This window comes from Leisingera sp. G5_S3_59_S7 (genome assembly GCF_054968485.1).
Genome location: NZ_JBQKUH010000037.1, coordinates 1 through 22,368 on the forward strand (window position 1 = coordinate 1; position 22,368 = coordinate 22,368).

General features: G+C 63.5%; 21 protein-coding genes. 15 read left to right on the forward strand and 6 right to left on the reverse strand.

What is annotated here, in order from left to right; all coding sequences use genetic code 11:
- Positions 1-16: 16 nt before the first annotated feature.
- Positions 17-604: a transglycosylase SLT domain-containing protein gene (locus ACTRWG_RS15605; RefSeq protein ID WP_027236058.1), complete on the reverse strand. Its 588-nt coding sequence runs from the start codon at positions 602-604 to the stop codon at positions 17-19.
- A 67-nt stretch (positions 605-671) separates the two neighbouring features.
- A complete protein-coding gene (locus tag ACTRWG_RS15610; RefSeq protein WP_027236059.1) occupies positions 672-1,559 on the reverse strand; it encodes an AEC family transporter in 888 nt (295 codons plus the stop codon).
- 86 nt (positions 1,560-1,645) lie between these two features.
- Between ACTRWG_RS15610 and hspQ the strand changes: the two genes are divergently transcribed.
- Entirely contained in the window at positions 1,646-1,972 is a 327-nt protein-coding gene (hspQ, locus tag ACTRWG_RS15615) for a heat shock protein HspQ (protein ID WP_027236060.1), read from the forward strand.
- Positions 1,973-2,020: 48 nt separating this feature from the next.
- Here the strand turns inward: hspQ and ACTRWG_RS15620 are convergent, their stop codons facing one another.
- The 3 genes from ACTRWG_RS15620 to ACTRWG_RS15630 form a co-directional block, all read right to left on the reverse strand.
- Positions 2,021-3,595, reverse strand: coding sequence for a gamma-glutamyltransferase family protein (locus ACTRWG_RS15620; protein WP_027236061.1), 1,575 nt, complete (start codon positions 3,593-3,595; stop codon positions 2,021-2,023).
- Between the two features lie 312 nt (positions 3,596-3,907).
- Positions 3,908-4,357 (reverse strand): ATP-binding protein, encoded by a 450-nt coding sequence (locus ACTRWG_RS15625; RefSeq protein WP_027236062.1) that lies wholly within the window; start codon positions 4,355-4,357, stop codon positions 3,908-3,910.
- A 34-nt stretch (positions 4,358-4,391) separates the two neighbouring features.
- Positions 4,392-4,736 (reverse strand): STAS domain-containing protein, encoded by a 345-nt coding sequence (locus ACTRWG_RS15630; RefSeq protein ID WP_027236063.1) that lies wholly within the window; start codon positions 4,734-4,736, stop codon positions 4,392-4,394.
- Between the two features lie 94 nt (positions 4,737-4,830).
- On the opposite strand from ACTRWG_RS15630, the gene ACTRWG_RS15635 reads away from it, so the two are divergent.
- The 11 genes from ACTRWG_RS15635 to ACTRWG_RS15685 all read left to right on the forward strand — a co-directional run bounded on the left by ACTRWG_RS15635 (position 4,831) and on the right by ACTRWG_RS15685 (position 17,963).
- Positions 4,831-6,003 (forward strand): thiolase family protein, encoded by a 1,173-nt coding sequence (locus ACTRWG_RS15635; protein WP_462829567.1) that lies wholly within the window; start codon positions 4,831-4,833, stop codon positions 6,001-6,003.
- A gap of 97 nt (positions 6,004-6,100) precedes the next feature.
- Entirely contained in the window at positions 6,101-6,556 is a 456-nt protein-coding gene (locus ACTRWG_RS15640) for a GAF domain-containing protein (protein WP_259957652.1), read from the forward strand.
- Between the two features lie 196 nt (positions 6,557-6,752).
- Positions 6,753-7,322: a helix-turn-helix domain-containing protein gene (locus ACTRWG_RS15645; RefSeq protein WP_027236066.1), complete on the forward strand. Its 570-nt coding sequence runs from the start codon at positions 6,753-6,755 to the stop codon at positions 7,320-7,322.
- A 9-nt stretch (positions 7,323-7,331) separates the two neighbouring features.
- The gene (locus ACTRWG_RS15650) at positions 7,332-7,703 is read left to right on the forward strand and encodes a GFA family protein (protein ID WP_027236067.1); all 372 of its coding nucleotides are present in this window, start codon (positions 7,332-7,334) and stop codon (positions 7,701-7,703) included.
- 15 nt (positions 7,704-7,718) lie between these two features.
- Positions 7,719-10,166, forward strand: coding sequence for a GcvT family protein (locus ACTRWG_RS15655; RefSeq protein ID WP_027236068.1), 2,448 nt, complete (start codon positions 7,719-7,721; stop codon positions 10,164-10,166).
- A gap of 125 nt (positions 10,167-10,291) precedes the next feature.
- Complete coding sequence (locus ACTRWG_RS15660; protein ID WP_027236069.1) at positions 10,292-11,188, forward strand: homocysteine S-methyltransferase family protein; 897 nt, start codon at positions 10,292-10,294, stop codon at positions 11,186-11,188.
- A gap of 38 nt (positions 11,189-11,226) precedes the next feature.
- Entirely contained in the window at positions 11,227-12,240 is a 1,014-nt protein-coding gene (locus ACTRWG_RS15665) for a GlxA family transcriptional regulator (RefSeq protein WP_051357781.1), read from the forward strand.
- Positions 12,241-12,323: 83 nt separating this feature from the next.
- Positions 12,324-14,774: a GcvT family protein gene (locus ACTRWG_RS15670; RefSeq protein ID WP_027236071.1), complete on the forward strand. Its 2,451-nt coding sequence runs from the start codon at positions 12,324-12,326 to the stop codon at positions 14,772-14,774.
- Between the two features lie 258 nt (positions 14,775-15,032).
- A complete protein-coding gene (dnaN, locus tag ACTRWG_RS15675) occupies positions 15,033-16,151 on the forward strand; it encodes a DNA polymerase III subunit beta (RefSeq protein WP_027236072.1) in 1,119 nt (372 codons plus the stop codon).
- A gap of 97 nt (positions 16,152-16,248) precedes the next feature.
- Positions 16,249-17,346 (forward strand): DNA replication/repair protein RecF, encoded by a 1,098-nt coding sequence (recF, locus tag ACTRWG_RS15680; RefSeq protein ID WP_027236073.1) that lies wholly within the window; start codon positions 16,249-16,251, stop codon positions 17,344-17,346.
- Complete coding sequence (locus ACTRWG_RS15685) at positions 17,343-17,963, forward strand: LysE family translocator (RefSeq protein WP_027236074.1); 621 nt, start codon at positions 17,343-17,345, stop codon at positions 17,961-17,963. Before recF ends, ACTRWG_RS15685 begins: the two co-directional genes overlap by 4 nt.
- Positions 17,964-17,972: 9 nt before the next feature.
- Here the strand turns inward: ACTRWG_RS15685 and ACTRWG_RS15690 are convergent, their stop codons facing one another.
- Complete coding sequence (locus tag ACTRWG_RS15690; RefSeq protein WP_027236075.1) at positions 17,973-18,566, reverse strand: TetR/AcrR family transcriptional regulator; 594 nt, start codon at positions 18,564-18,566, stop codon at positions 17,973-17,975.
- Between the two features lie 108 nt (positions 18,567-18,674).
- Here ACTRWG_RS15690 and ACTRWG_RS15695 point away from each other — a divergent pair, with 108 nt between their 5' ends.
- The 3 genes from ACTRWG_RS15695 (at position 18,675) to napE (ending at position 22,358) form a co-directional block, all read left to right on the forward strand.
- Entirely contained in the window at positions 18,675-19,268 is a 594-nt protein-coding gene (locus tag ACTRWG_RS15695) for an NAD(P)H-dependent oxidoreductase (protein WP_027236076.1), read from the forward strand.
- An 85-nt stretch (positions 19,269-19,353) separates the two neighbouring features.
- On the forward strand, positions 19,354-21,771 hold the full coding sequence (gene gyrB, locus ACTRWG_RS15700; protein WP_027236077.1) for a DNA topoisomerase (ATP-hydrolyzing) subunit B: 2,418 nt from the start codon (positions 19,354-19,356) through the stop codon (positions 21,769-21,771).
- Between the two features lie 437 nt (positions 21,772-22,208).
- Positions 22,209-22,358, forward strand: a complete 150-nt coding sequence (gene napE / locus ACTRWG_RS15705; RefSeq protein WP_008553292.1) for a periplasmic nitrate reductase, NapE protein — start codon at positions 22,209-22,211, stop codon at positions 22,356-22,358.
- The last annotated feature ends 10 nt before the right edge of the window (positions 22,359-22,368 follow it).

The following is a 22,368-nucleotide window of genomic DNA, read 5'->3' on the forward strand; positions in this document are numbered from 1 at the left end:
CCGCGCCTGCTGGGCCTCAGCGGAACTTGCGGCAGGTGGCGAGCTGCGCCTGATAGGTCTGAGCGCGGGATTCGACCTTGCCGGCCACCCGCATCAGCCAGGATTTCGACCGGTAGCTGCCGCGGGCATAACCGTAATGGCCCTCGTGATAGGCCAGGTACTGATTGCGCGCATCATAGAGCGGGATGCCGTTTTTCTCGTAGCTCTTGCGCATGTACCAGCCCATGAAATCAGCGGCATCGCTGATCCGGTCGCGCTTGGCCCGGCGCCGGCCGGTATCGCGGCGGTAATCGTCCCAGGTGCCGTCCAGGGCCTGGCTGTAGCCATAGGCGCTGGATTGCCGCCCGACCGGGATCACGCCCAGCAGGAACTGGTGCGGCGTGCGGGCGTCGCCGCGGAACCGGCTTTCGTGATAGATGGTTGCCATCTGCACATGCACCGGCACGCCCCAGCGGCGCTGGGTGGCGCGGAACGCCTTCAGGTATTCGGGGCGCTGCTGGATGATGCTGCACGCGTTATCCAGGTTGCGCGGCGGCGCTTTGTGCCCGCCTCCGCATGACGCGACCGCCATCAGGAGTACAAGGGCGCTCAGGAATCTGCTCATTGCCTCAGCCCATTTTTGTATTGGGTATGTTTTCGGCAACTCTAGCGGATTGCGGCCGGTGTGAAAATCAAATTTCCAGCACCTGGCTCAGCAGCAGCGGCAGCAGCAGCGCCGACATCAGGGTCGAAACCACCACAAGCCCCGCCACGGCGCTGGAATCTGCCTCGAATTTCTCTGCCAGCAGATAGGCGGTGACGGCGACGGGGGTGGCCAGCTGGAGGATCAGCACGCCCGAAGCCGTCGGATCCAGTCCGAACGCCACCGCAAGGCCCCAGCCCGCGGCGGCGCTGACCAGGAACTTCACCAGTGACAGCGCAACCGCCTTGCCGGTTTCGCCGGGCGTCAGCCGGGCCACGGCGGTCCCGAGGGTGATCAGCATCAGCGGCACCGCCATCTGCCCGGTCAGCTCCAGCGCGTTGGTCAGGAAACGCGGGGTTTCCCAGTCCTGCCACAGGAACAGCGCGCCCAGCAGTGTGGCCCAGACCATAGGCTCCCGGATGGCCTTGCTGCCCGCACTGTGCCCGGCCACCAGGTAGATGCCATAAGTGAAAGACAGGATGGCAGACACGGCGAGCATGACGACGGCATAGCCAAGCCCGGCCTCGCCAAAGGCAAACATCGCCAGCGGAATGCCCAGGTTGCCGGTGTTGCCAAAGATAAACGGCGCCAGATAGGTCCGCCGCTCCAGCCCGCCGGTGCGGCAGAGGATCTCGCCCGCTACTGCCATCACCGCATGTCCTGCCAGCGCGGCCAGCACGAATGTCCCCAGCGCCGCCTTGTCCAGGCTGGTGTTCATCAGCGCGGTGAAGATCAGGCAGGGCACCGCCAGCGTCATTGCCAGCCGGGTGACAAACTGGGTCCGGAACTCAAAACCAAGTTTCACCCAGAGGAACCCGGCCAGGGCCAGGAGGAACACCGGAGCGGTGATTTCGAGCACTGTCAGAGCCAGGTTCACAATCTGTTTCCCCGAAAATTTGCGCCAAGAGTTGGACAATTGCTGCGCGAGCGCGCTATTTACAAAGAACGGGGGCTAGCATGACCATGTTAAGAACACGAGCGAAATACAACCTTGGGCAGGTCGTCCGCCACCGGAAGCACCCCTTCCGCGGGGTGGTTTTCGACGTTGATCCGGAATTCTCCAACACCGAGGAGTGGTACGAGGCAATCCCCGAGGACAGCCGTCCGGTGAAGGACCAGCCTTTCTACCACCTGCTGGCGGAGAACGACCAAAGCTACTATGTGGCCTATGTCTCGGAGCAGAACCTGGTGGCGGATTACTCCGGGGAGCCGGTCGGCCACCCGGACGTGCCTGAGATGTTCGGCAATTTCGATGGCGGCGCCTATGCGCTGCACTACCAGTTGAACTGAGAGCCGCACGAGACCGGCCGCTGATCGAAACAGTGGCAGATTTGCCCATCAATACCCCAGCGCACAGCCGTCTTTGCGCGGATCGCTGGCGCCCTCCAGAACGCCCGAGGCATGGATCCTGACAGCCTGCGCACCGCCCAGCGGTGTGTCCGGCACCTCTATCTTATGCCCCAGATCCGCAAGGGCCTGATGAACCGGCGCCGCATACCCGCGCTCGACCTTCAGCACGCCGCCGTCGGCAAAGCAGCGCGGGGCGTCGACGGCGGATTGCAGATCCATGCCGAAATCCAGCAGGTTTGTGACAAGCCGGGCGTGACCCGCGGGCTGATAGCCGCCGCCCATCACACCGAAGGGCATGATCACCTCTCCGTCCTGCTGCAGCATGGCGGGGATGATCGTGTGCATCGGCCGCTTGCCGGGGCCAAGCTCATTCGGGTGGCCTTCCTCCAGGGTGAAACCCGCACCGCGGTTCTGCAGCAGGATGCCGAACTTCTCTGACGCGATGCCGGACCCGAAGCCGTGGAAAATCGAATAGATCAGCGACACGGCCATCCGGTCTTTGTCCACCACGGTGATGTAGACCGTATCCTTGTGCACGGCCTCGCTCAGCGGCGCGGCAGCCGACATCGCGCGTTTGGGGTCGATCAGCGTGGCAAGGCTGGCGGCAGTTTCCGGGGCCAGCATATGCGCCAGCCGCGAGGTGTGGTCCGGATCAGCCAGAAACCGGTTGCGCGCATCATAAGCAAGCTTGGCGGCTTCAGCCTCGATATGCGCCCGTTCGGCCCCGAACGGGTCCATCCGGGCAAGGTCAAAGTGCTTGAGGATATTCAGCAGAAGAATTGCCGTCGCGCCCTGACCGTTGGGCGGATGCTCGGCCAGTTCATGCGCCTTGTACTGTCCGCTTACCGGCTGTGTTGCAAAACTGGTTGCGCCGGCGAAATCCTCCAGCGTGTGAACGCCGCCTAGTGCGGCCAGCGCCTGGACCATGTCCTCAGCCACGTCGCCAGTATAAAACGCATCCCGCCCGTGTTTGGCGATGCGGCGCAGGACTTCGGCCTGACCGGGCGCCCGGAAAACCTCGCCGCTGCGCAGGGGGTTCCCGTCCCTCAAATAATGGCGCCGGGCCGCGCCTTGCAGCGTGCCGGCGCCGTTCTTCCAATCAAAGGCCGTGCGCGGCGCCACCGGCACGCCTTCCTCTGCATAATGTATCGCGGGCTGAAGCAGCGTATCGAGCCCCAGCCGGCCCTCGCGTTCGGCAAGGCGGCAGAAGGCATCGATTGCGCAAGGGATTGTAACAGACTCGGGGCTGCCCAGCGGCACCGCGTGCAGGCCCCGTTCCCGCATGGCGCCGGCACTGGCGGCCGCAGGCGCGCAGCCCGATCCGTTCAGCGCCTGAACCCCGCTGCCCGGCCGCGAAAAGAGCACAAAGCAGTCGCCGCCGATCCCGGTCATCTGCGGTTCGCAAATGCCCAGCAGCACCGCCCCGGCCAGGGCCGCATCCATCGCATTGCCACCGCGCTTGAGGATATCCACCGCCACGCCGGCCGCCAGCGGGTGAGAAGTAGCGCACAGGCCGTTGCCTGCGAAAACGGCTGACCGCCCGGGAAGATGAAAGTCGCGCATGCTCCGGCTCCCTGCTGTTGCCGGACAGAGCCTAGGCAGGCGGTGCAGGAAGGCAATAAAATTCCCGGTCCGCTGCGGCGGGACGGAACGTTACGGATCAAATGGCGGGAGAGCGGTTTGAAAGAGATGTCCCCGGTGCCGTGCACTGGTGGGGGCTAGGATACGCGGCACCAGGGGAAGCTCGTTTCAGCTACAGGTAAGGTTTCGCATATGTATTGGGCTGCGGTTTGCCGGGAATGCGGCGCCGGTGTGGCGGAGCGTTAAAAATGCAGCTAACCGACGGCTTGCCTGCGGGCCGGGGCGGGACCTGGTTCAGGAGTTTTCAGAAGGGCTGGTGACCTGGATTTCAAAGCAGAGCGACAGGTTGTTGTTTCCCTCCGACCGCTCGTACTGGACCTGGCTTGCCAGTTCCCGGATCAGGAACCAGCCAAAGCCGCCTTCGGGCAGGCTGTCTGCGGGGCCGCTGATGTCGGCGGGTTTGCCCTCGGGCAGCTCACCCTTGGGGAACGGGCTGCCGGCATCCTGAATGCTGATCCACAACCGCTCCGGGAACAGCTCCCCCCGGATCCGGACATCGCCAGGCGGTCTGTCCTCATAGGCGTGTTCGACCACGTTGTTCACGGCTTCGGTCAGGGCAATTTGCACCTCGTCCACGCGGGCACCCGGAACCCCGAGGGACCGCAGTTTGCTGACCACGGACTGGATCCCCTGGCGGGCATCCAGATTTGTGGCCGTGAACGAGCAGGCAAAGGTTTTTACCATCAATTTCTCGCTTTGCGCCGCCAGCGCATCGTCTTCAGGAATTTGCGTCAGCAGGCGCGGTTGCTTCGCTCAGCGAACCATAAAGGTCAAAGACCGTGTCCATCCGGGTGAGCCGGAAAACCTTTTCCACCATCGGGGTCAGACCGGCGAGATCCAGCTTGCGGCTGCCGCCCAGCTGCTTCATCGCCGCGACAATTGCGCCAAGCCCGCTGGAATCGATAAACTGGACCTCGGACAGATCCAAAATCACACGCTCCGGGCCGCTTTCGGTTTCCGTCCGCATGTCCTCTTTGAATTGGATGGCCATGGCGGCGTCAATACGTTCGGCATTGACTTTGACGATCTGGGCATCGTCCGTCATGGTGGTCGTCAGGCTCATTTCTTCCCCCGGGATGTAACGTCATTTGGCTGCACTCTAGACCGCAAAGCTTACTTTTCTGTAGGTATAATTTTGACGATTGGAGGAAAATTGCATGAAAGATGTTGTTATCGCCGGAGCAGCCCGGACGCCGATGGGCGGGTTCCAGGGAATGTACGACGGGGTGACGGCTTCGGAGCTGGGCGGCGCGGCCATCCGGGCGGCCCTCGAAGGGGCCGGCGCGGCCACTGCCGATGAGGTGCTGATGGGCTGTGTGCTGCCCGCGGGCCAGGGTCAGGCGCCGGCGCGCCAGGCCGGGTTTGCGGCGGGCCTGGGCGAAGAGGTGCCGGCCACCACGCTCAATAAGATGTGCGGCTCCGGCATGAAGGCGGCGATGATCGCCTTTGACCAGATCGCGCTGGGCCACGCGGACACGATGATTGCCGGCGGTATGGAGAGCATGACCAATGCCCCCTACATTCTGCCGAAAATGCGCGGCGGCGCCCGCATCGGCCATGGCCAGGTGATCGACCACATGTTCCTGGACGGGCTGGAGGACGCCTATGACAAGGGCCGGCTGATGGGCACCTTTGCCGAGGACTGCGCGGAAAAATACCAGTTCACCCGCGAAGCCCAGGACGAATATGCGCTGAAATCGCTGTCCAATGCGCTGGATGCACAGGAAAGCGGTGCCTTCGATGGTGAAATCGCGCCTGTGACCGTGAAAACCCGTAAGGGCGAAGTGGTCACGGATGCCGATGAGCAGCCGAAATCGGCGCGCCCGGAAAAGATCCCGACTCTGAAACCGGCGTTCCGCAAGGATGGCACCGTGACCGCGGCCAATGCCTCTTCCATTTCGGATGGCGCCGCGGCGCTGCTGATGGCTTCCGCCGAGGCTGCCGAGGCGCAGGGCCTGAATGTGCGCGCCCGCATTCTGGGCCATGCCAGCCACGCCCAGGCGCCGGGCTGGTTCACCACCGCGCCGGTTCCGGCTGCGCAGAAACTGCTCAAGAACATCGGCTGGAAGGTTGAGGATGTCGATCTGTGGGAGGTCAATGAGGCCTTCGCCGTGGTGCCGATGGCCTTCATGCACGAAATGGGCCTGCCCCGCGACAAGGTGAATGTGAACGGCGGCGCCTGTGCGCTGGGCCACCCCATTGGCGCCTCCGGCGCGCGGATCATGGTCACCTTGCTGAACGCGCTGGAAAAGCGCGGCCTCAAGCGCGGCGTCGCAGCCATCTGCATCGGCGGCGGCGAAGGCACCGCGATCGCAATCGAGCGGGTGTGATCCCTTCATCTGGCCCGAAGTATCCTCGGGGGTGAATTGACCGTCAGGTCAAGAGGGGGCAGACAGCCCCCTCTGCTGCGTTTAAGGAGGGCTGTTCATGCGGGCCGATTATGAAACCCTGGCCAAAACCATCGCTTCGCTGACCGAAGGCGAGACGGATGAAGTGGCGCTTATGGCCACCGTCGCCTGCGAGGTGCATCACGCCGACGGCCGGTTCGACTGGACCGGCTTTTACCGCGCCGTTGCGCCGGAGCTGCTGAAGATCGGTCCTTATCAGGGTGGCCATGGCTGCCTGCAAATCCCGTTCTCGCGCGGCGTATGCGGCGCAGCCGCACGCAGCGGCGAGGTGCAGCTGGTCCCGGACGTGGAGGCTTTTCCCGGCCATATCGCCTGCGCCTCGTCGACGCGGTCGGAGCTGGTGCTGCCGGTCTGGAATGCGGCGGGCGATCTGATCGGGGTTTTTGACATCGACAGCGACCAGCCCGATGCCTTCACCCAGGAAGATGCTGACCAGCTAGCCGCGATCCTGCGGCAGGTGTTCGGGCAAAGCTGATTCGCCCGAAGGGGCTTTGCCCCTCGGCCTTGCGGCCTCACCCCAGAGTGTATTTTGAAAGATGAAAGAGCCCGGCGCCTTTGTGCGCCGGGTTTTTTATGGGGGAAAGCCTCACGTGAAAAAATGCTTGGAAATTTCACGGACTCGGGGCATCGTGAAAAACAAGAGGATTTTTTCACGAACGAGGAGAGAGGCTGTGAACGACCAGACCCTGGCAGCAGCGACACTGGGGGCCGATATCCGGGCCCTGCGCAAGGCGCGGGGGCTGACGCTGTCGGATATCGCTGCGGTTCTGAACCGCTCGGTCGGCTGGCTGAGCCAGGTTGAACGCGACATGTCCGAACCCTCGATCTCGGACCTGCGCCAGATTGCCGAGGCGCTGGGCGTGCCGATGTCGATGCTGTTTGCCCATTCCGGCGCCCCGGCGGAGGAACATGGGTATATCGTGCGCGCAGGCTCCCGCCGGCCGATGGGGTCTGGCGAGGAAGGGCTGATCGAAGAGCTGCTGTCGCCCGACCTGACCGACGATTTCGAGATGGTGCATTCCACCTTCCAGCCGCGCTCGCGGATGCAGACGCCGGCCAACCGGCCGACACAGGAGGTCGGCTACATGATCTCGGGCAGGCTGGACCTGCTGATCGGCGGCCGCAGCTTTACCGTCGGTCCCGGTGACAGCTTCCGGATCAAGCATGAGCCCTATCAGTGGTCGAACCCCTACGACGAGCCCGCCGTGGCTGTCTGGGTGATCGCGCCGCCGGTTTATTAGGAGGGAAAAATGATCAAGGGATCCTGCCTTTGCGGCGACATCCGGTTTGAAACTGCGGCCCGGCCGCAGGGTGCCTCGATGTGCCATTGCAGCCAGTGCCGCAAGCAATCCGGCGGCATCTGGGCGTCGGCTCAGGTGCGCGATGAGGACCTCGCCATCACCGGTCCGGTGAGCTGGTTCGAGGCAACGCCACAGGCCAAGCGCGGTAGCTGCCCGCGCTGCGGTTCTTTCCTGTTCTGGAAGGGGGCGGGCGAAGACACCACCAGCTTTGCTTTAGGCGCCGTCGACGGGAACACCGGTCTCAGCGTCGAAAAGCACATCTTTACCGCCTCCAAGGGCGACTACTACCAGATTGCGGACGGCGTGCCGCAAGAAGACTGAGACTAGGGAGCGAACATGTCTGATTTTCCATCCAAGGCCCGTGTGGTCATCATCGGCGGCGGCGTCATCGGCTGCTCGTCGCTTTATCATCTGGCCAAGAAGGGCTGGACCGATTGCGTGCTCTTGGAAAAGAACGAGCTGACGGCCGGCTCGACCTGGCACGCCGCGGGCAACGTCCCGACCTTCTCGACCTCCTGGTCGATCATGAACATGCAGCGCTATTCGACCGAGCTCTATTCGCGCCTTGGCGAGGAGGTCGACTATCCGATGAACTATCACCAGACCGGTTCGATCCGCCTGGCGCACACCAAGGAGCGGATGCAGGAGTTCGAGCGCGCCTGCTCCATGGGCCGTTACCAGGGCATCGGGATGGAAATCTGGACCCCGGAGCAAGCCAAGGAAAACTATCCGTTCCTGGAAACCCATGATCTGGAAGGTGTGCTGTGGGATCCGTCGGATGGCGACATCGACCCGGCGCAGGTGACACAGGCACTGGCCAAGGGCGCCCGTGACATGGGCGCGAGGATCATCCGCTTCTGCCCGGCCACTGGTGTGACGCAGAAGGAAGACAAAACCTGGATCGTGCACACTGACAAGGGCGACATCGAATGCGATTATGTGGTGAACGCCGCCGGCTATTATGCTCAGCGTGTGGGTGAGTGGTTCAAGGAGTACGGCGGCCGCACTGTGCCGATGATGGTGATGAGCCACCAGTACCTGCTGACTGAGCAAATCCCTGAAGTGGAAGCCTGGAGTAAGGAGCACGGAAAAAAGCTGCCGCTGATCCGCGACGTGGATGTCTCCTATTACCTGCGTCAGGAGAAAAACGGTTACAACCTCGGCCCCTACGAACCGAACTGCAAAGGCCACTGGATGACCGAGGAGGACCAGATGCCGGACGATTTCTCGTTCCAGCTGTGGTCGGACGATCTGGACCGGATCGAGGACATCGTGACCGATGCGATGGAGCGGGTGCCGCTGATGGCCTCATCGGGTGTGTCCAGCGTGATCAACGGCCCGATCCCCTATGCGCCCGACGGTTTGCCGCTGATCGGCCCGATGCCGGGTGTCGACAACGCGTTTGAGGCTTGCGTTTTCACCTTTGGCATCGCCCAGGGCGGCGGCGCCGGCAAGGTGCTGGCGGAGTGGATCGTTGATGGCCAGACCGAATGGGACATGTGGTCGGTCGATCCGCGCCGCTACACCGACTACACCGATCAGGATTATTGCGACCAGAAAGGCATGGAGGTTTACGGCAACGAATACGCCATGCACTTCCCGCACCACGAATGGCCCGCTGCGCGCGGCAAGAAGGTCAGCCAGGTGCATGACAGGATCATCGGACTGGGCGGCCAGATGGGCGCCTACAACGGCTGGGAGCGCGCCAACTGGTTTGCCAAGGATGGTGATGACACCTCCGAGGAAGCGACCCATACCTGGGGCCGCTCCGGACCGTGGCAGCAGCGGATCAAGGAAGAATGCGAAGCGGTGCGCGACAGCGTCGGCGTGCTGGATCTGCCGGGCTTTTCCCGCTTCAACCTGGACGGCGAGGGCGCAGCCGAGTTTCTGCGCGGCATGATTACCGGCGGTCTGCCCAAGGCGGGGCGGATGAACCTCGTCTACTTCTCTGACGACCGCGGCCGCATCCTGACCGAGATGTCCTGCATCCGTCATGGCGAAGACCACTTCACAATGATCACTGCGGGCTCGGCCCAGTGGCACGACTTCGAGATTCTACGCAAGGCGCTGCCCGAGGGCCTGACCTTGACTGACCGCACCACAGATTTCGCGACCATGATCGTCACGGGCCCGAAATCGCGGGAGCTGCTGGCAGGCATCTCGGATGCTGACCTGTCGCTCGGCTGGCTGACCCATCAGGAAGCCACCGTTGCAGGCAAGCCCGCCTTCCTGGCACGGGTGTCCTATGCGGGCGAACTGGGCTGGGAAGTGCATTGCGCCAACCAGCATCAGCCTGAGATTTACGAGGCCCTGCTGGCGGGCGGCGCCAAGCCGTTTGGCATGTATGCGCTGAATTCCCTGCGTATTGAAAAAGGCTACCGCACCTGGAAGGGCGACCTCAGCACCGATTATTCGCTGCTCGAAGGGGGCCTTGAGCGGTTCGTCAAGCTGGACAAGCCGCAGGACTTCCCGGGCAAGGCCGCGATCCAGGCCGAAAAGCAGCAGGGCGTGAAGAAGTCCTTTGTCACCCTGATTGTCGAGGCCGGCGATGCGGATGCGCCCTACATGTCCTGCATCTGGAAGGACGGGGAGATCGTGGGGGAAACCACCTCCGGCGATTGGGGCTACCGTGTGAATGCCTCCATCGCGCTGGGCATGGTGCGCGCCGATCTGGCGGTGCCGGGCACTGAGCTGGAGGTTGAGATATACGGTGAGAAATGCCGCGCGGTGGTTCAGAAAGACGAACCGTTGTGGGATCCGGCGAACGAACGCCTGCGCGCCTGATCGGCCGGCATGAGCCCGGGCGGCGATCTGCCCGGGCTGACGCCCTATTGCAAGACAGCCTGCGCCGCCGGACCGTTTCCTGTATCCTGGCGGCGCAAGGCACCGGTAGAAAAGGACGGTTCGGTATGGCTGAAATCACGCTTCTGGATGGCTCGATCGGGCAGGAGGTTGTCAAGCGCTCCGGTGACAGGGCAACGCCCCTGTGGTCAACCTCGGTGATGATCGACAGGCCGGATGTGGTGGGCGGGATTCACGCCGACTACTTTGCCGCCGGCGCCACCATTGCCACCACAAATACCTATGCCGTGCTGCGTGACCGTCTGGTGCGCGCAGGTATCGAAGACCATTTCGAAGAGCTGCTGGAAAAAGCCGCGGCACAGGCGGCGGCGGCCCGGGATGCGCATGGCTCAGGCCGCATCGCTGCCGCGCTGGGCCCGCTGATTGCTTCCTACCGCCCGGACATTTGCCCGCCGCAGGACGAAGCGAAACAGGTATATGCCGAGCTGGTCACGCTGCTGGAGCCGAAGGCGGATCTCTTCCTGATTGAGACGGTCTCCTCGCTGGAGCATGCCAAAGGCGCGCTTCTGGGCTGTTCTGACACTGATAAGCCCGTCTGGCTGTCCGCTTCCGTCAATGACGAGGATGGCACCCTGCTGCGCTCTGGCGAACCGCTTTCGGCGCTTGCGCAGGTCGTCGGGGAGTACCAGCCCGATGCGGTTCTGCTTAACTGTTCCCGTCCGGAGGTGATCGGCGACGGGCTGAACATCGTGAGGAACTTCGGCAAGCCGTTCGGGGCCTATGCCAATGGCTTTACCCGTATTTCCGAAGGCTTTCTGAAGGATGCGCCGACCGTGGACGCCTTGGAGCAGCGCCAGGATCTGGACCCCAAGGCCTACGCGGAATTTGCGATGGGCTGGGTGGCCCAGGGCGCCACCATCGTCGGCGGCTGCTGTGAAGTCGGCCCGGACCACATTGCCGAACTGGCCCGCCAGCTGCGTGCTGCCGGGCATCGGATCGTCTGACACTGTCTGACATCGTCTGCCCAGGGGAGGGGATCAGCATGGCAATTCCGGAAAAATCCAAAGCAGCCGACCCTGCCCGGGTCTGGACCATCGACATCATCGTCACCGAAGGCTTTGTCTTGGTCGAAATGTCGGCAATCCTCGAGGTGCTGCGGATCGCCAACCGGGTGCTGGCCCAGCCGCCGTTCAAATGGACGGTGCGCTCGCTGCAGGGCGGACGCGTCGGCTGCCGGGCGGGCCTCAGCCTCGATACCGAACCTTTTGCGGTCAAGCCTGACGCGGATTACGCCTTTTTCCTTGGCAACTCCGACCCGGACCACCCGGGTCTCAGCTTGGGCCGGGTGATTTCCAGCTACACCTGCCGCGGCATCAAGGTCTACCTGCTGGCGGAGGCTGCGGCCCGCTATATCCGCGACCAGGGCGGCGCGTCCGGGCGGCTGACCACCCACTGGGAAAACTCCGCCTTGCTGCGCGAACGCATGGGGCTGAACGATTCCAGCCACGCGCTGGCCAGCGAGGACGGGATGGTGGTGACCTGCGCCGGCATGGGCTCCACTGTCGACATTGCGCTGGAACTCGTCGGGCGGCTGACCTCTGCCGCGGCGCAGATGACCGTGGCCAACATCATGCTGCACGAACAAGTGCGCGACTTCTCCTCGCTGCAGCCCTTCGCCGGCGCCAAGCCGACGATCACCGGCGACAGCGACCTGGACCACTGCATCCGCATCATGCAGGACAACATCGAAGAACCGGTGCCAATCAGCGAAATTGTTGCCGAGCTTGGCATTTCCACCCGCTCGCTGGAGCGCAAGTTCAAGACCTTCCTCGGCACCACTCCCAACGGCTTTTACCGGGAAATGCGCCTGTCCAAGGCCAACAACCTCTTGCTCAACACCACCATGAGCGTGCGGGAAATCGGCCTCGCCTGCGGGTTTCCGAACGGGTTTTCCAGTCTCTACAAAAGCTTCTTCGGCATCACCCCCTTTGCCCTGCGCAAGCGCCGCAGACTGGGCGAGGACGGATCGGAAAATATCCTCACAGCCGGAGAATAGCCTGGGGAGTCTGACGTTTTTGATGCATTTTGCGCCGCCTGCCCGTGATAAATGAGGCCGGACACTGAATGTGGAGCGATGACATGAGCGATCTTCCCAACAAGGCCCGCGTGGTCATTATCGGCGGCGGCGTGATCGGCTGCTCGGTGGCCTATCACCTGACCAAGCTCGGCTGGAAAGATGTCGTGCTGCTGGAGCGCAAGCAGCTGACCTCCGGCACCACCTGGCACGCCGCGGGCCTGATCGCCCAGCTGCGCGCCACCGCCAACATGACCAAGCTGGCGAAGTACAGCCAGGAACTTTATGGCTCGCTGGAAACGGAAACCGGTGTCGCCACCGGCTTCAAGCGCTGCGGCTCGATCACCGTTGCCCTGAGCGAAGAGCGCAAGGAAGAGATCTTCCGCCAGGCAGCAATGGCGCGCGCGTTCGGTGTCGAGGTTGAGGAAATCTCCCCCGAGGAAGTCAAAGCCCGCTACGAGCACCTGAATGTGGGCGACGTGACCGCAGGCGTGTGGCTGCCCAAGGACGGGCAGGGCGACCCGGCCAACATCGCGCTGGCCCTGGCCAAAGGCGCCCGCCAGCGCGGCGCATTGGTCAAGGAACGCATCAAGGTCACCGGCATCTCCAAGGACGGCCGCCGCGTCACCGGCGTCGACTGGGCCAGCGATGACGGCCAGTCGCAGGGTCATATCGAGGCCGACATGGTGGTGAACTGCGCGGGTATGTGGGGCCACGAGGTCGGCCGCATGGCGGGCGTCAACGTCCCGCTTCATGCTTGCGAACACTTCTATATCGTCACCGAAGGGATCACGGGCCTCACCCAGATGCCGGTGCTGCGCGTCCCGGATGAATGCGCCTATTACAAGGAAGACGCGGGCAAGATCCTGCTGGGTGCGTTTGAGCCGAACGCCAAGCCCTGGGCGATGAACGGCATTCCCGACAGCTTCGAATTCGATCAGCTGCCCGAGGACTTCGACCATTTCGAGCCGATCCTGGAAGCGGCCTGCAACCGGATGCCGATGCTGGCAGAGGCGGGTATCCACACGTTCTTCAACGGCCCCGAGTCCTTTACCCCGGATGACGCATACCACCTCGGCTTGGCGCCGGAGATGGACAACTTCTGGGTCGCGGCAGGCTTCAACTCGATCGGTATCCAGTCGGCCGGCGGCGCTGGCATGGCCTTGGCGCAGTGGATGGAAGACGGCCAGAAGCCGTTTGACCTCGGTGACGTGGACATCTCCCGCATGCACCCCTTCCAGGGCAACAAGCACTACCTGTTCGAGCGCTCCAAAGAGACTCTGGGCCTCCTCTACGCCGACCACTTCCCCTACCGCCAGAAGGCCACCGCCCGCGGCGTGCGCCGCACTCCGTTCCACCATCACCTGCTGGAGCAGGGCGCTGTGATGGGCGAAATCGGCGGCTGGGAGCGCGCCAACTGGTTTGCCAATGAGGGGCAGGAGCGCGAATACCAGTACAGCTGGAAGCGCCAGAACTGGTTTGAGAACTCCGCCGCCGAACACCGCGCCGTGCGGGAAAATATCGGCATGTACGACATGTCCTCATTCGGCAAGATCCGCGTCGAAGGTCCGGATGCCGAGAAATTCCTGAACTACATCTGCGGTGCCAATGTCTCCGTTCCCGCGGGCAAGATCGTCTACACCCAGTTCCTGAACCCCCGCGGCGGGATCGAGGCGGATGTGACCGTCACCCGCCTGAGCGAGACCGCCTATCTGGTGGTGACCCCGGCAGTGACCCGCTTGGCCGACCAGACCTGGATGATGCGCCACGCGGGCGACCACCGCGTGGTGATCACCGATGTGACCGCAGGCGAGGGCGTGCTGGCGGTGATGGGGCCGAATGCGCGCAAGCTGCTGCAGAAGGTCTCGCCAAACGACTTCTCCAACGAGGTGAACCCCTTTGGCACCGCGCAAGAGATCGAACTGGGCATGGGTCTCGCCCGTGTGCACCGGGTGACCTACGTGGGTGAACTGGGCTGGGAGATCTATGTCGGCGCCGACATGGCGGGCCACGCTTTCGAAACCTTGTGGGAAGCGGGCCAGGACATGGGCCTCAAGCTCTGCGGCATGCACATGATGGACAGCTGCAGGATCGAGAAGGGGTTCCGCCACTTCGGCCACGACATCACCTGCGAGGACAATGTGATCGACGCGGGCCTGGGCTTTGCGGTTGCCACCGGCAAGGACGATTTCATCGGCAAAGCTGCGGTGCTGGAACGCAAGGAAACCGGTCCCAAAAACCGCATGGTCCAGTTCAAGCTGACCGACCCCGAGCCGCTCTTGTTCCATAATGAGCCGATCATCCGCGACGGCGAATACGTGGGCTACCTCAGCTCCGGCAACTACGGCCACACGCTGGGCGGTGCCATCGGCATGGGTTATGTGCCGTGCGAAAGCGAAAGCACCGCGGATGTTCTGCGCTCCACCTACGAGATCGACGTCTGCGGGGTGAAGGTGAGGGCCGAGGCCTCGCTGAAGCCGATGTACGATCCGAAATCGGAGCGGGTGAAGGCCTAAGCCCTCTCCAGTCGTTTCACCTGCCCGTATCACGCCCCGGCCCCAGCGCTGGGGCGTACTTCATTCCGTGCCCCGGCAAGGACAGTTTCGGGTTCCGGTGCAACGTTTCCACCGGTTTCGCAGCCAAGCCGCCCGCCGCCTCTTGACCCCGCCGGAAATCCCTTGGAGAAATCCATAAAAAGCCTTGTGCGGCAGGGGTAAACAGGTAGGTTGCTTGTCCCGGCACCAGACACGGGCCTGACGAAGAGGATTTGGGACATGAAGATCAGCATCGAACGCGGCACGCTTCTCAAGGCTGTGGCTCAGGCGCAGTCTGTGGTCGAGCGCCGCAACACCATTCCGATCCTGGCGAATGTGCTGATCGAAGCCGAGGGCGACAGCGTCCAGTTCCGCGCCACCGATCTGGATATCGAGGTGGTCGACAAAGCCCCCGCCCAGGTGGAGCGCGCCGGGGCCACCACCGTCGCCGCCACCACCTTGCACGAGATCGTCCGCAAGCTGCCCGACGGCGCGCTGGTCACCCTGACCGCTGATGCCGCAACCGGGCGTCTGACCGTTGAGGCCGGGCGCTCCAACTTCTCGCTGGCGACCCTGCCGCGCGAGGATTTCCCGGTGATGGCCTCGTCCGAGTACCACTCGAACTTCGCCGCTAAGGCCGCGGTGCTGCGCCGCCTGTTTGACAAGTCGAAATTCGCGATCTCTACCGAGGAGACCCGCTATTACCTGAACGGTGTCTATCTGCATGTGTCATCGGGCGATGGCGGCAAAGTTCTGCGCGCCGTGGCCACCGACGGCCACCGCCTGGCCCGCATCGACGCCGAGCTGCCGCTGGGGGCTGAGGACATGCCGGGCGTGATTGTGCCGCGCAAGACCGTTGGCGAGCTGCGTAAGCTGCTGGATGATGATGACATGGACATCGCCGTGTCTGTCTCGGAAACCAAGGTGCGCTTTGCCACCCCGAACATCACCCTGACCTCCAAGGTGATCGACGGAACCTTCCCCGACTACACCCGCGTGATCCCGGCCGGCAACACCCGCCGCCTGGAAGTGGACGCCGCCGAGTTCGCCCAAGCCGTTGACCGGGTTGCGACCGTGTCCTCCGAACGCTCCCGTGCGGTGAAGCTGCAGCTGGAAGAGGACCGGCTGATCCTGTCGGTCAATGCGCCCGACAGCGGTGCCGCCGAGGAAGAGCTGGCGGTTGCCTATAACGACGAGCGGCTGGAAATCGGCTTTAACGCCAAATACCTGCTGGAGATCGCCAACCAGGTGGACCGCGAAAACGCCGTGTTCATGTTCAACTCCTCCGGGGATCCGACCCTGATGCGCGAAGGCAACGACGAAAGCGCCGTTTACGTCGTGATGCCGATGCGGGTCTGAAGCGCCTGACGGCGCTGCCTCCCCTCTCGGCGGCAAAGCCGCCTGCCGGGCAGGGGGACGCGGGTATTTTTAGAAAAATGAAAAGGGAGCGCGCCTCGTGCTGGCCCTGACTGCCTTGACCCTGTCCCATTTCCGCTCGCATTTGCGGGCGGAATTGCGTTTGGACGGGCGTCCGGTGGCGATCTACGGGGACAACGGGGCGGGCAAGACCAACATCCTGGAGGCGGTGTCGCTGTTTTCGCCGGGCCGCGGTTTGCGCCGCGCCAGCGCTGCGGAGATGGCGCGCCAGCCCGAAGCGCTGGGCTGGAAACTGAGGGGAGAGCTGCGGGCGCCTTCGCAGGCTTATGAAGTCGAAACCTGGTCCGAGGGCGGCACCGCCCGGCAGGTGAAGATCGACAACAAATCCGCCAGCCAGCTGGCGCTGGGTCAGGTGGCGCGGGTGGTCTGGCTGATCCCGGCGATGGACCGGCTGTGGATCGAGGCGGCGGAAGGGCGGCGGCGGTTCCTAGACCGGATCGCGCTGAGTTTCGAGCCCGGCCATGCCGAGGCCTCGCTGGCCTATGAGAAAGCGATGCGCGAGCGCAACCGGCTGTTGAAGGAGCAGGTGCGCGATGCGGCCTGGTACCGGGTGCTGGAGGACCGCATGGCCGCCGCCGGGCACCGGATCCACGCCGCGCGGGTGCAGGCGGTGGATCTGCTGCAAGTGGCGCAGGCTGAGGCGGAAACCGCCTTTCCCGCGGCTGAGCTGGAATTGCTGCAGTCCGAAGGCAGCATGCCTGCGACAGAAGATGATTTCCGCGAGGCGCTGCAGGAAAGCCGGTTCCGGGATCTCGCGGCAGGCCGCACCCTGGTGGGGCCGCACCGCACCGACCTGATCGGCACTTACCGGGCCAAGGGCATCCCGGCCAAGGATTGCTCCACCGGCGAGCAAAAGGCGCTGCTGGTGTCCTTGATCCTGGCCAATGCAAGGGCGCTGGCGCAGCGCGAGGGCGCGCCGCCGATCCTGCTGCTGGACGAGGTGGCCGCGCATCTGGATGCAGGCCGCCGGGCCGCGCTGTATGACGAGATCTGCGCGCTGGGCACCCAGGCCTGGATGACCGGCACCGGGCCGGAGCTGTTTGCCGAACTGGAGGGCCGTGCCCAAGTGCTGGAAGTCTCGGACAGCGGCGGCACGTCGGAGGTTTTGCAAAAATGACTGTCTCTGCCTGGGATCTGACCCTCTATGCGGGGGCGCTGCTGATCCTGTTCTTGACCCCTGGCCCGGTTTGGTTGGCGCTGATGGCGCGGTCGGTCTCGGGCGGATTTCAAGCGGCCTGGCCGCTGGCGCTGGGCGTGGCTTGCGGCGATATCCTGTGGCCGCTGATCGCCGTTGCGGGCATGTCCTGGGTGGTGTCCGAGTTCACCGGCATCATGACCGTTTTGCGCTGGGTGGCCTGCCTGATGTTTCTCGGCATGGGGTATCTGCTGATCCGCCATGCCGGCGACGCAGTGGAGGAAAACCGGGCCCTGACCCGCCCAGGGATCTGGGCCGGGTTCATGGCCGGGATTGCCGCGATCCTGGGAAACCCCAAGGCGATCCTGTTCTATATGGGCGTTCTGCCGGGGTTCTTTGACCTGTCGGGCACCTCCTGGCCGGATGTGGCCGCCATCGTGGCGCTGTCCTTTGTGATCCCGCTGACCGGCAACCTGGCGCTGGCGGGCATGGTGCACCGGGTGCGGCGTGCAATCACCTCGGCGCGGATCCGGCGGCGCATCAACCTGGTGTCGGGCGGGCTGCTGATCGGTGTGGGGCTGGTGATCCCCTTCACCTGAGCGCCGGCCCTACCCGGGCGGCTGCAGCCAGGCCTGCAGATAGGGTGCAAGCGCCTGGGCGGGCGAAGCGTCATTCGCGTGCTCGGCGCAAAACCACACCCCCAGCACATGGTTGAGAAAGCCCTGGATGCCTTCTGCCAGCAGTTCCGGCGGCTGGTCCTTGCGGGCCTTGCCCGCTGCCTGCAGCGTTTGCAGCCAGCCTGTCAGCAAGGTTACTTGGCGGATAAAGCTTGCCGCCACCACTTCGTCCGGTTCCGCTGCCGTGGTGCCTGAATAGCGCAGCAGCAGATCAAAGATCACGCGGTCCTGCGCAACGTAATCGAGATGCGGAGCCAGCCGGGCGGTGAGGGCGGCAACGTCCGAAGGGGTGCCGCCGGCTTCCATTGCGTCCAGCAGGCGCGTCACCTCTTCTCCGATCAGCACCGCCAGCAGCCCGTCCTTGTCCTTGAAGTGGGAGAACAGGGTGCCCTTGGCCACGCCGGCGCGGGCCACCACATCCTCCACCCGCAATCCGCTGTAGCCTTGCTCCTGCACGATGGCGGCCGCCACTTCCAGCAGCCTTGCCCGGGTTTCCAGCCGCCGTTTCTGAGGGGCGCGTGTCATGTCTCAGCCTCACGATCTCGTTATTGACCATGGTCAATTTTATAATTGACCATGGTCATTTTTGATTCAATAAAGTGACCACGGTCAACTTAACTTGCGGAGTCCGATATGTCTGCCCGGAAAATTCTGATCCTGAACGGCCACCCCGGCCAAACCTCGCTGTCAAAATCGCTCTGCGCCGCCTATCAGGCCGCGGCTGAGGAAGCCGGCCACCAAGTGCGCTGCCATGACATCTCACAAATGCAGTTCGACATGGACTATGGGCAGGGCGGGTATGAGAACCCGAAGCCGTTGGAGCCGGATCTTGCGCAGTTTCTGGAGGATCTGGAATGGGCAGAGCACGTGGTGATGGCTGCGCCGCTGTGGTGGGGGGCGGTGCCGGCCAAGCTGAAGGCGGTGTTTGACCGGGCCTTGCTGCCGGGGCGCGCCTTTGACACCCGCAATGTGAGTTTCATGGGGCTCCCGGCGCCGATGCTGACCGGCAAGACCGCGCGGGTGCTGCTGACCTCGGACACGCCTGCGCTGTGGCTGCGGCTGTTCTACGGCAACGCGGTGAAGAAATTCATCAGCCGCCAGATCCTCGGCTTTGTCGGCATCAAGCCCACGCGTTTCAGCACATTCGCGCCGGCCACCGATGCGCCTGAAGCCAAGGTTAAAACCTGGCTTGCGACAGCTGGCGGGCTGGGGGCCAAAGCGGCCTGATTCTGCCAAGAAAAAAGGGGGCTTGCGCGTGACATTCCCGGTCAGACTTCGTATAAAATCCCGAAGCAAAGACAGGAAGATGTGAATGTCCGGAAACGAGCAGGCCCCCGCAGAATATGGCGCGGATTCCATCAAGGTTCTCAAAGGGTTGGAGGCGGTTCGCAAACGCCCCGGCATGTACATCGGGGACACGGATGACGGCTCGGGCCTGCACCACATGGTCTATGAGGTGGTGGACAACGGCATCGACGAGGCGCTGGCGGGTCATGCCGACCACGTAACGGTGAAAATCCACGCCGATTCCAGCGTTTCTGTCAGCGACAACGGCCGCGGGATCCCGGTGGGCATCCACGAGGAGGAAGGCGTCTCTGCCGCCGAGGTCATCATGACCCAGTTGCATGCGGGCGGTAAGTTCGACAGCAACTCCTACAAGGTTTCGGGCGGTCTGCACGGCGTGGGCGTGTCCGTGGTGAACGCGCTGTCCGACTGGCTGGAGCTGCGCATCTGGCGCGACGGCAAGGAGCACATCGCCCGGTTCGAGCGCGGCGAGACTGCCAAGCATCTGACCGTGGTTGGCGACTGCGGCGACCGGACCGGCACCGAGGTGCGTTTCCTGGCGTCGACCGACACGTTCTCGAACCTGGAATACTCGTTTGAAACCCTGGAAAAGCGCCTGCGCGAGCTGGCCTTCCTGAACTCCGGCGTGCGCATCATCCTGATCGATGAGCGCCCGGCTGAGCGGCTGGAAATTGAGCTGTTCTATGAGGGCGGCGTCAAGGAATTCGTCAAATACCTGGACCGCCACAAGGCGCCGGTCATGGACACCCCGGTATATATCATCGGTGAAAAGGACGAGATCGGCGTTGAAATCGCCATGTGGTGGAACGACAGCTACCACGAGACGGTGCTGCCCTTCACCAACAACATCCCGCAGCGGGACGGCGGCACCCACGTGGCCGGTTTCCGCGGCGCCCTGACCCGGACCATCAACAACTACGCCCAGTCCTCCGGCATCGCCAAAAAGGAGAAGGTTTCCTTTACCGGCGACGACGCGCGTGAGGGCCTGACCTGCGTTCTGTCCGTCAAGGTGCCGGACCCGAAATTCTCCAGCCAGACCAAGGACAAGCTGGTCTCCTCCGAGGTGCGCCCGGTGGTGGAAAGCCTGGTCGGCGAAAAGCTGGCCGAATGGTTCGAAGAAAACCCGAACGAGGCCAAGCAGATCGTCGGCAAGATCATCGAGGCCGCACTGGCGCGCGAGGCTGCGCGCAAGGCGCGCGAGCTGACCCGCCGCAAGACCGCGATGGACGTGAACTACCTGGCCGGCAAACTCAAGGACTGCTCCGAGAAGGACCCGTCCAAGACCGAAGTCTTCCTGGTCGAGGGTGACTCGGCCGGCGGTTCTGCCCAGACGGGCCGGGACCGGATGACCCAGGCGATCCTGCCCCTGCGCGGCAAGATCCTGAACGTGGAACGCGCACGTTTCGACCGGATGCTGTCGAGCCAGGAGATCGGCAACCTGGTGATGGCTCTGGGCACCGGCATCGGCCGGGATGAGTTCGACATCTCCAAGCTGCGGTACCACAAGATCGTCATCATGACCGACGCCGACGTCGACGGCGCCCACATCCGCACCCTGCTGCTGACCTTCTTCTACCGCCAGATGCCGGAGCTGATCGAGGGCGGCTACCTCTATATCGCGCAGCCGCCGCTTTATAAGGTCGCGCGCGGCAAGTCGGAGGTCTACCTCAAGGACCAGGCGGCGCTGGATGACTATCTGATCAACCAGGGCGTCGATGGCGCGCTGCTGAAACTGGGCGACGGCTCCGAGATCGCTGGTGCAGACCTCACCCGCGTGGTCGATGAGGCACGCCAGCTCAAGCGCGTACTGGATGCTTTCCCGACACACTACCCGCGCCACATCCTGGAGCAGGCCGCGGTAGCTGGTGCCTTTGTGCCCGGTGCTGTGGATTCCGACCTGCAAGGCGTTGCCGACAAGGTTGCTGCCCGCCTCGACGCCATCGCGCTGGAATATGAGCGCGGCTGGCAGGGCCGGATCACCCAGGATCACGGCATCCGCCTGGCCCGCATCCTGCGCGGGGTGGAGGAAGTGCGCACCCTGGACGGCCCGATGCTGCGCTCCGGCGAGGCCCGCAAGACCGGCAGCTTCACCCAAAGCTTGCAGGAAATCTATGGCACCACCGCCCAGCTGGTGCGCCGCGACCGCAGCCAGATCATTCACGGGCCGCTCGGCCTGCTGCAAGCGATCCTGGAGGAAGGCGAAAAAGGCCTCACCCTGCAGCGCTACAAGGGTCTGGGGGAAATGAATCCGGACCAGCTGTGGGAAACCACCCTGGACCCGGACGCGCGGACGCTGCTTCAGGTGCGCATCGACGATATGGTCGAGGCGGATGACCTGTTCACCAAGCTGATGGGCGATGTCGTGGAACCCCGCCGCGAGTTCATCCAGAAAAACGCCCTCAGCGTCGAAAACCTGGACTTCTAAAACCTCCCTTGAAGCCCTTTGCCCCGCCGCCTGCCGCTGCGGGGCAAGGGCCCGCCAAACGTGCGGGTGAAGGCTGCGCGCCTCGGACCCGGCGGTGGCTTTGCGGCGCCGCTGCGGCTCTGCCCGTTTCTGTGATCGCGGCCGCCCGCAGGCTTCAGGCCGCTTGATCAGCAGCCGCGTTGCTACTTTTTGAAATTCTTAACAACCACCGGCGGAAGAGTTTGCGCTTGGTCAACTTACTCTTACTTTTGATTATTTGAATGTTTTGAATTTCCAAATCAACCACGTAGAAAATGACTCAGATCAAAGTGCCGGGCGCCGGTCCTTCGCATTCTCCCGTCCAGCGAAGTGAAGCTGACCTGGAAAACCGGCATCTGATGTGACCGTTTCCTGGCTGGCCTGCTCCGCTGTGAAAGTGAGAGCCAAGGAGGACACATATGTCCGAACAGCCAACCAAAGCCGAAGAGCGGAACACTTTCCTGTTTCTCGCCGTCATTCTGGCGCCGGTTCTGGCGGTGGGGATTGTCGGCGGTTACGGCCTGATCATCTGGATTTCCCAGATCTTCCTGGGCCCGCCCGCCGGTTAAGAGGCCAGGC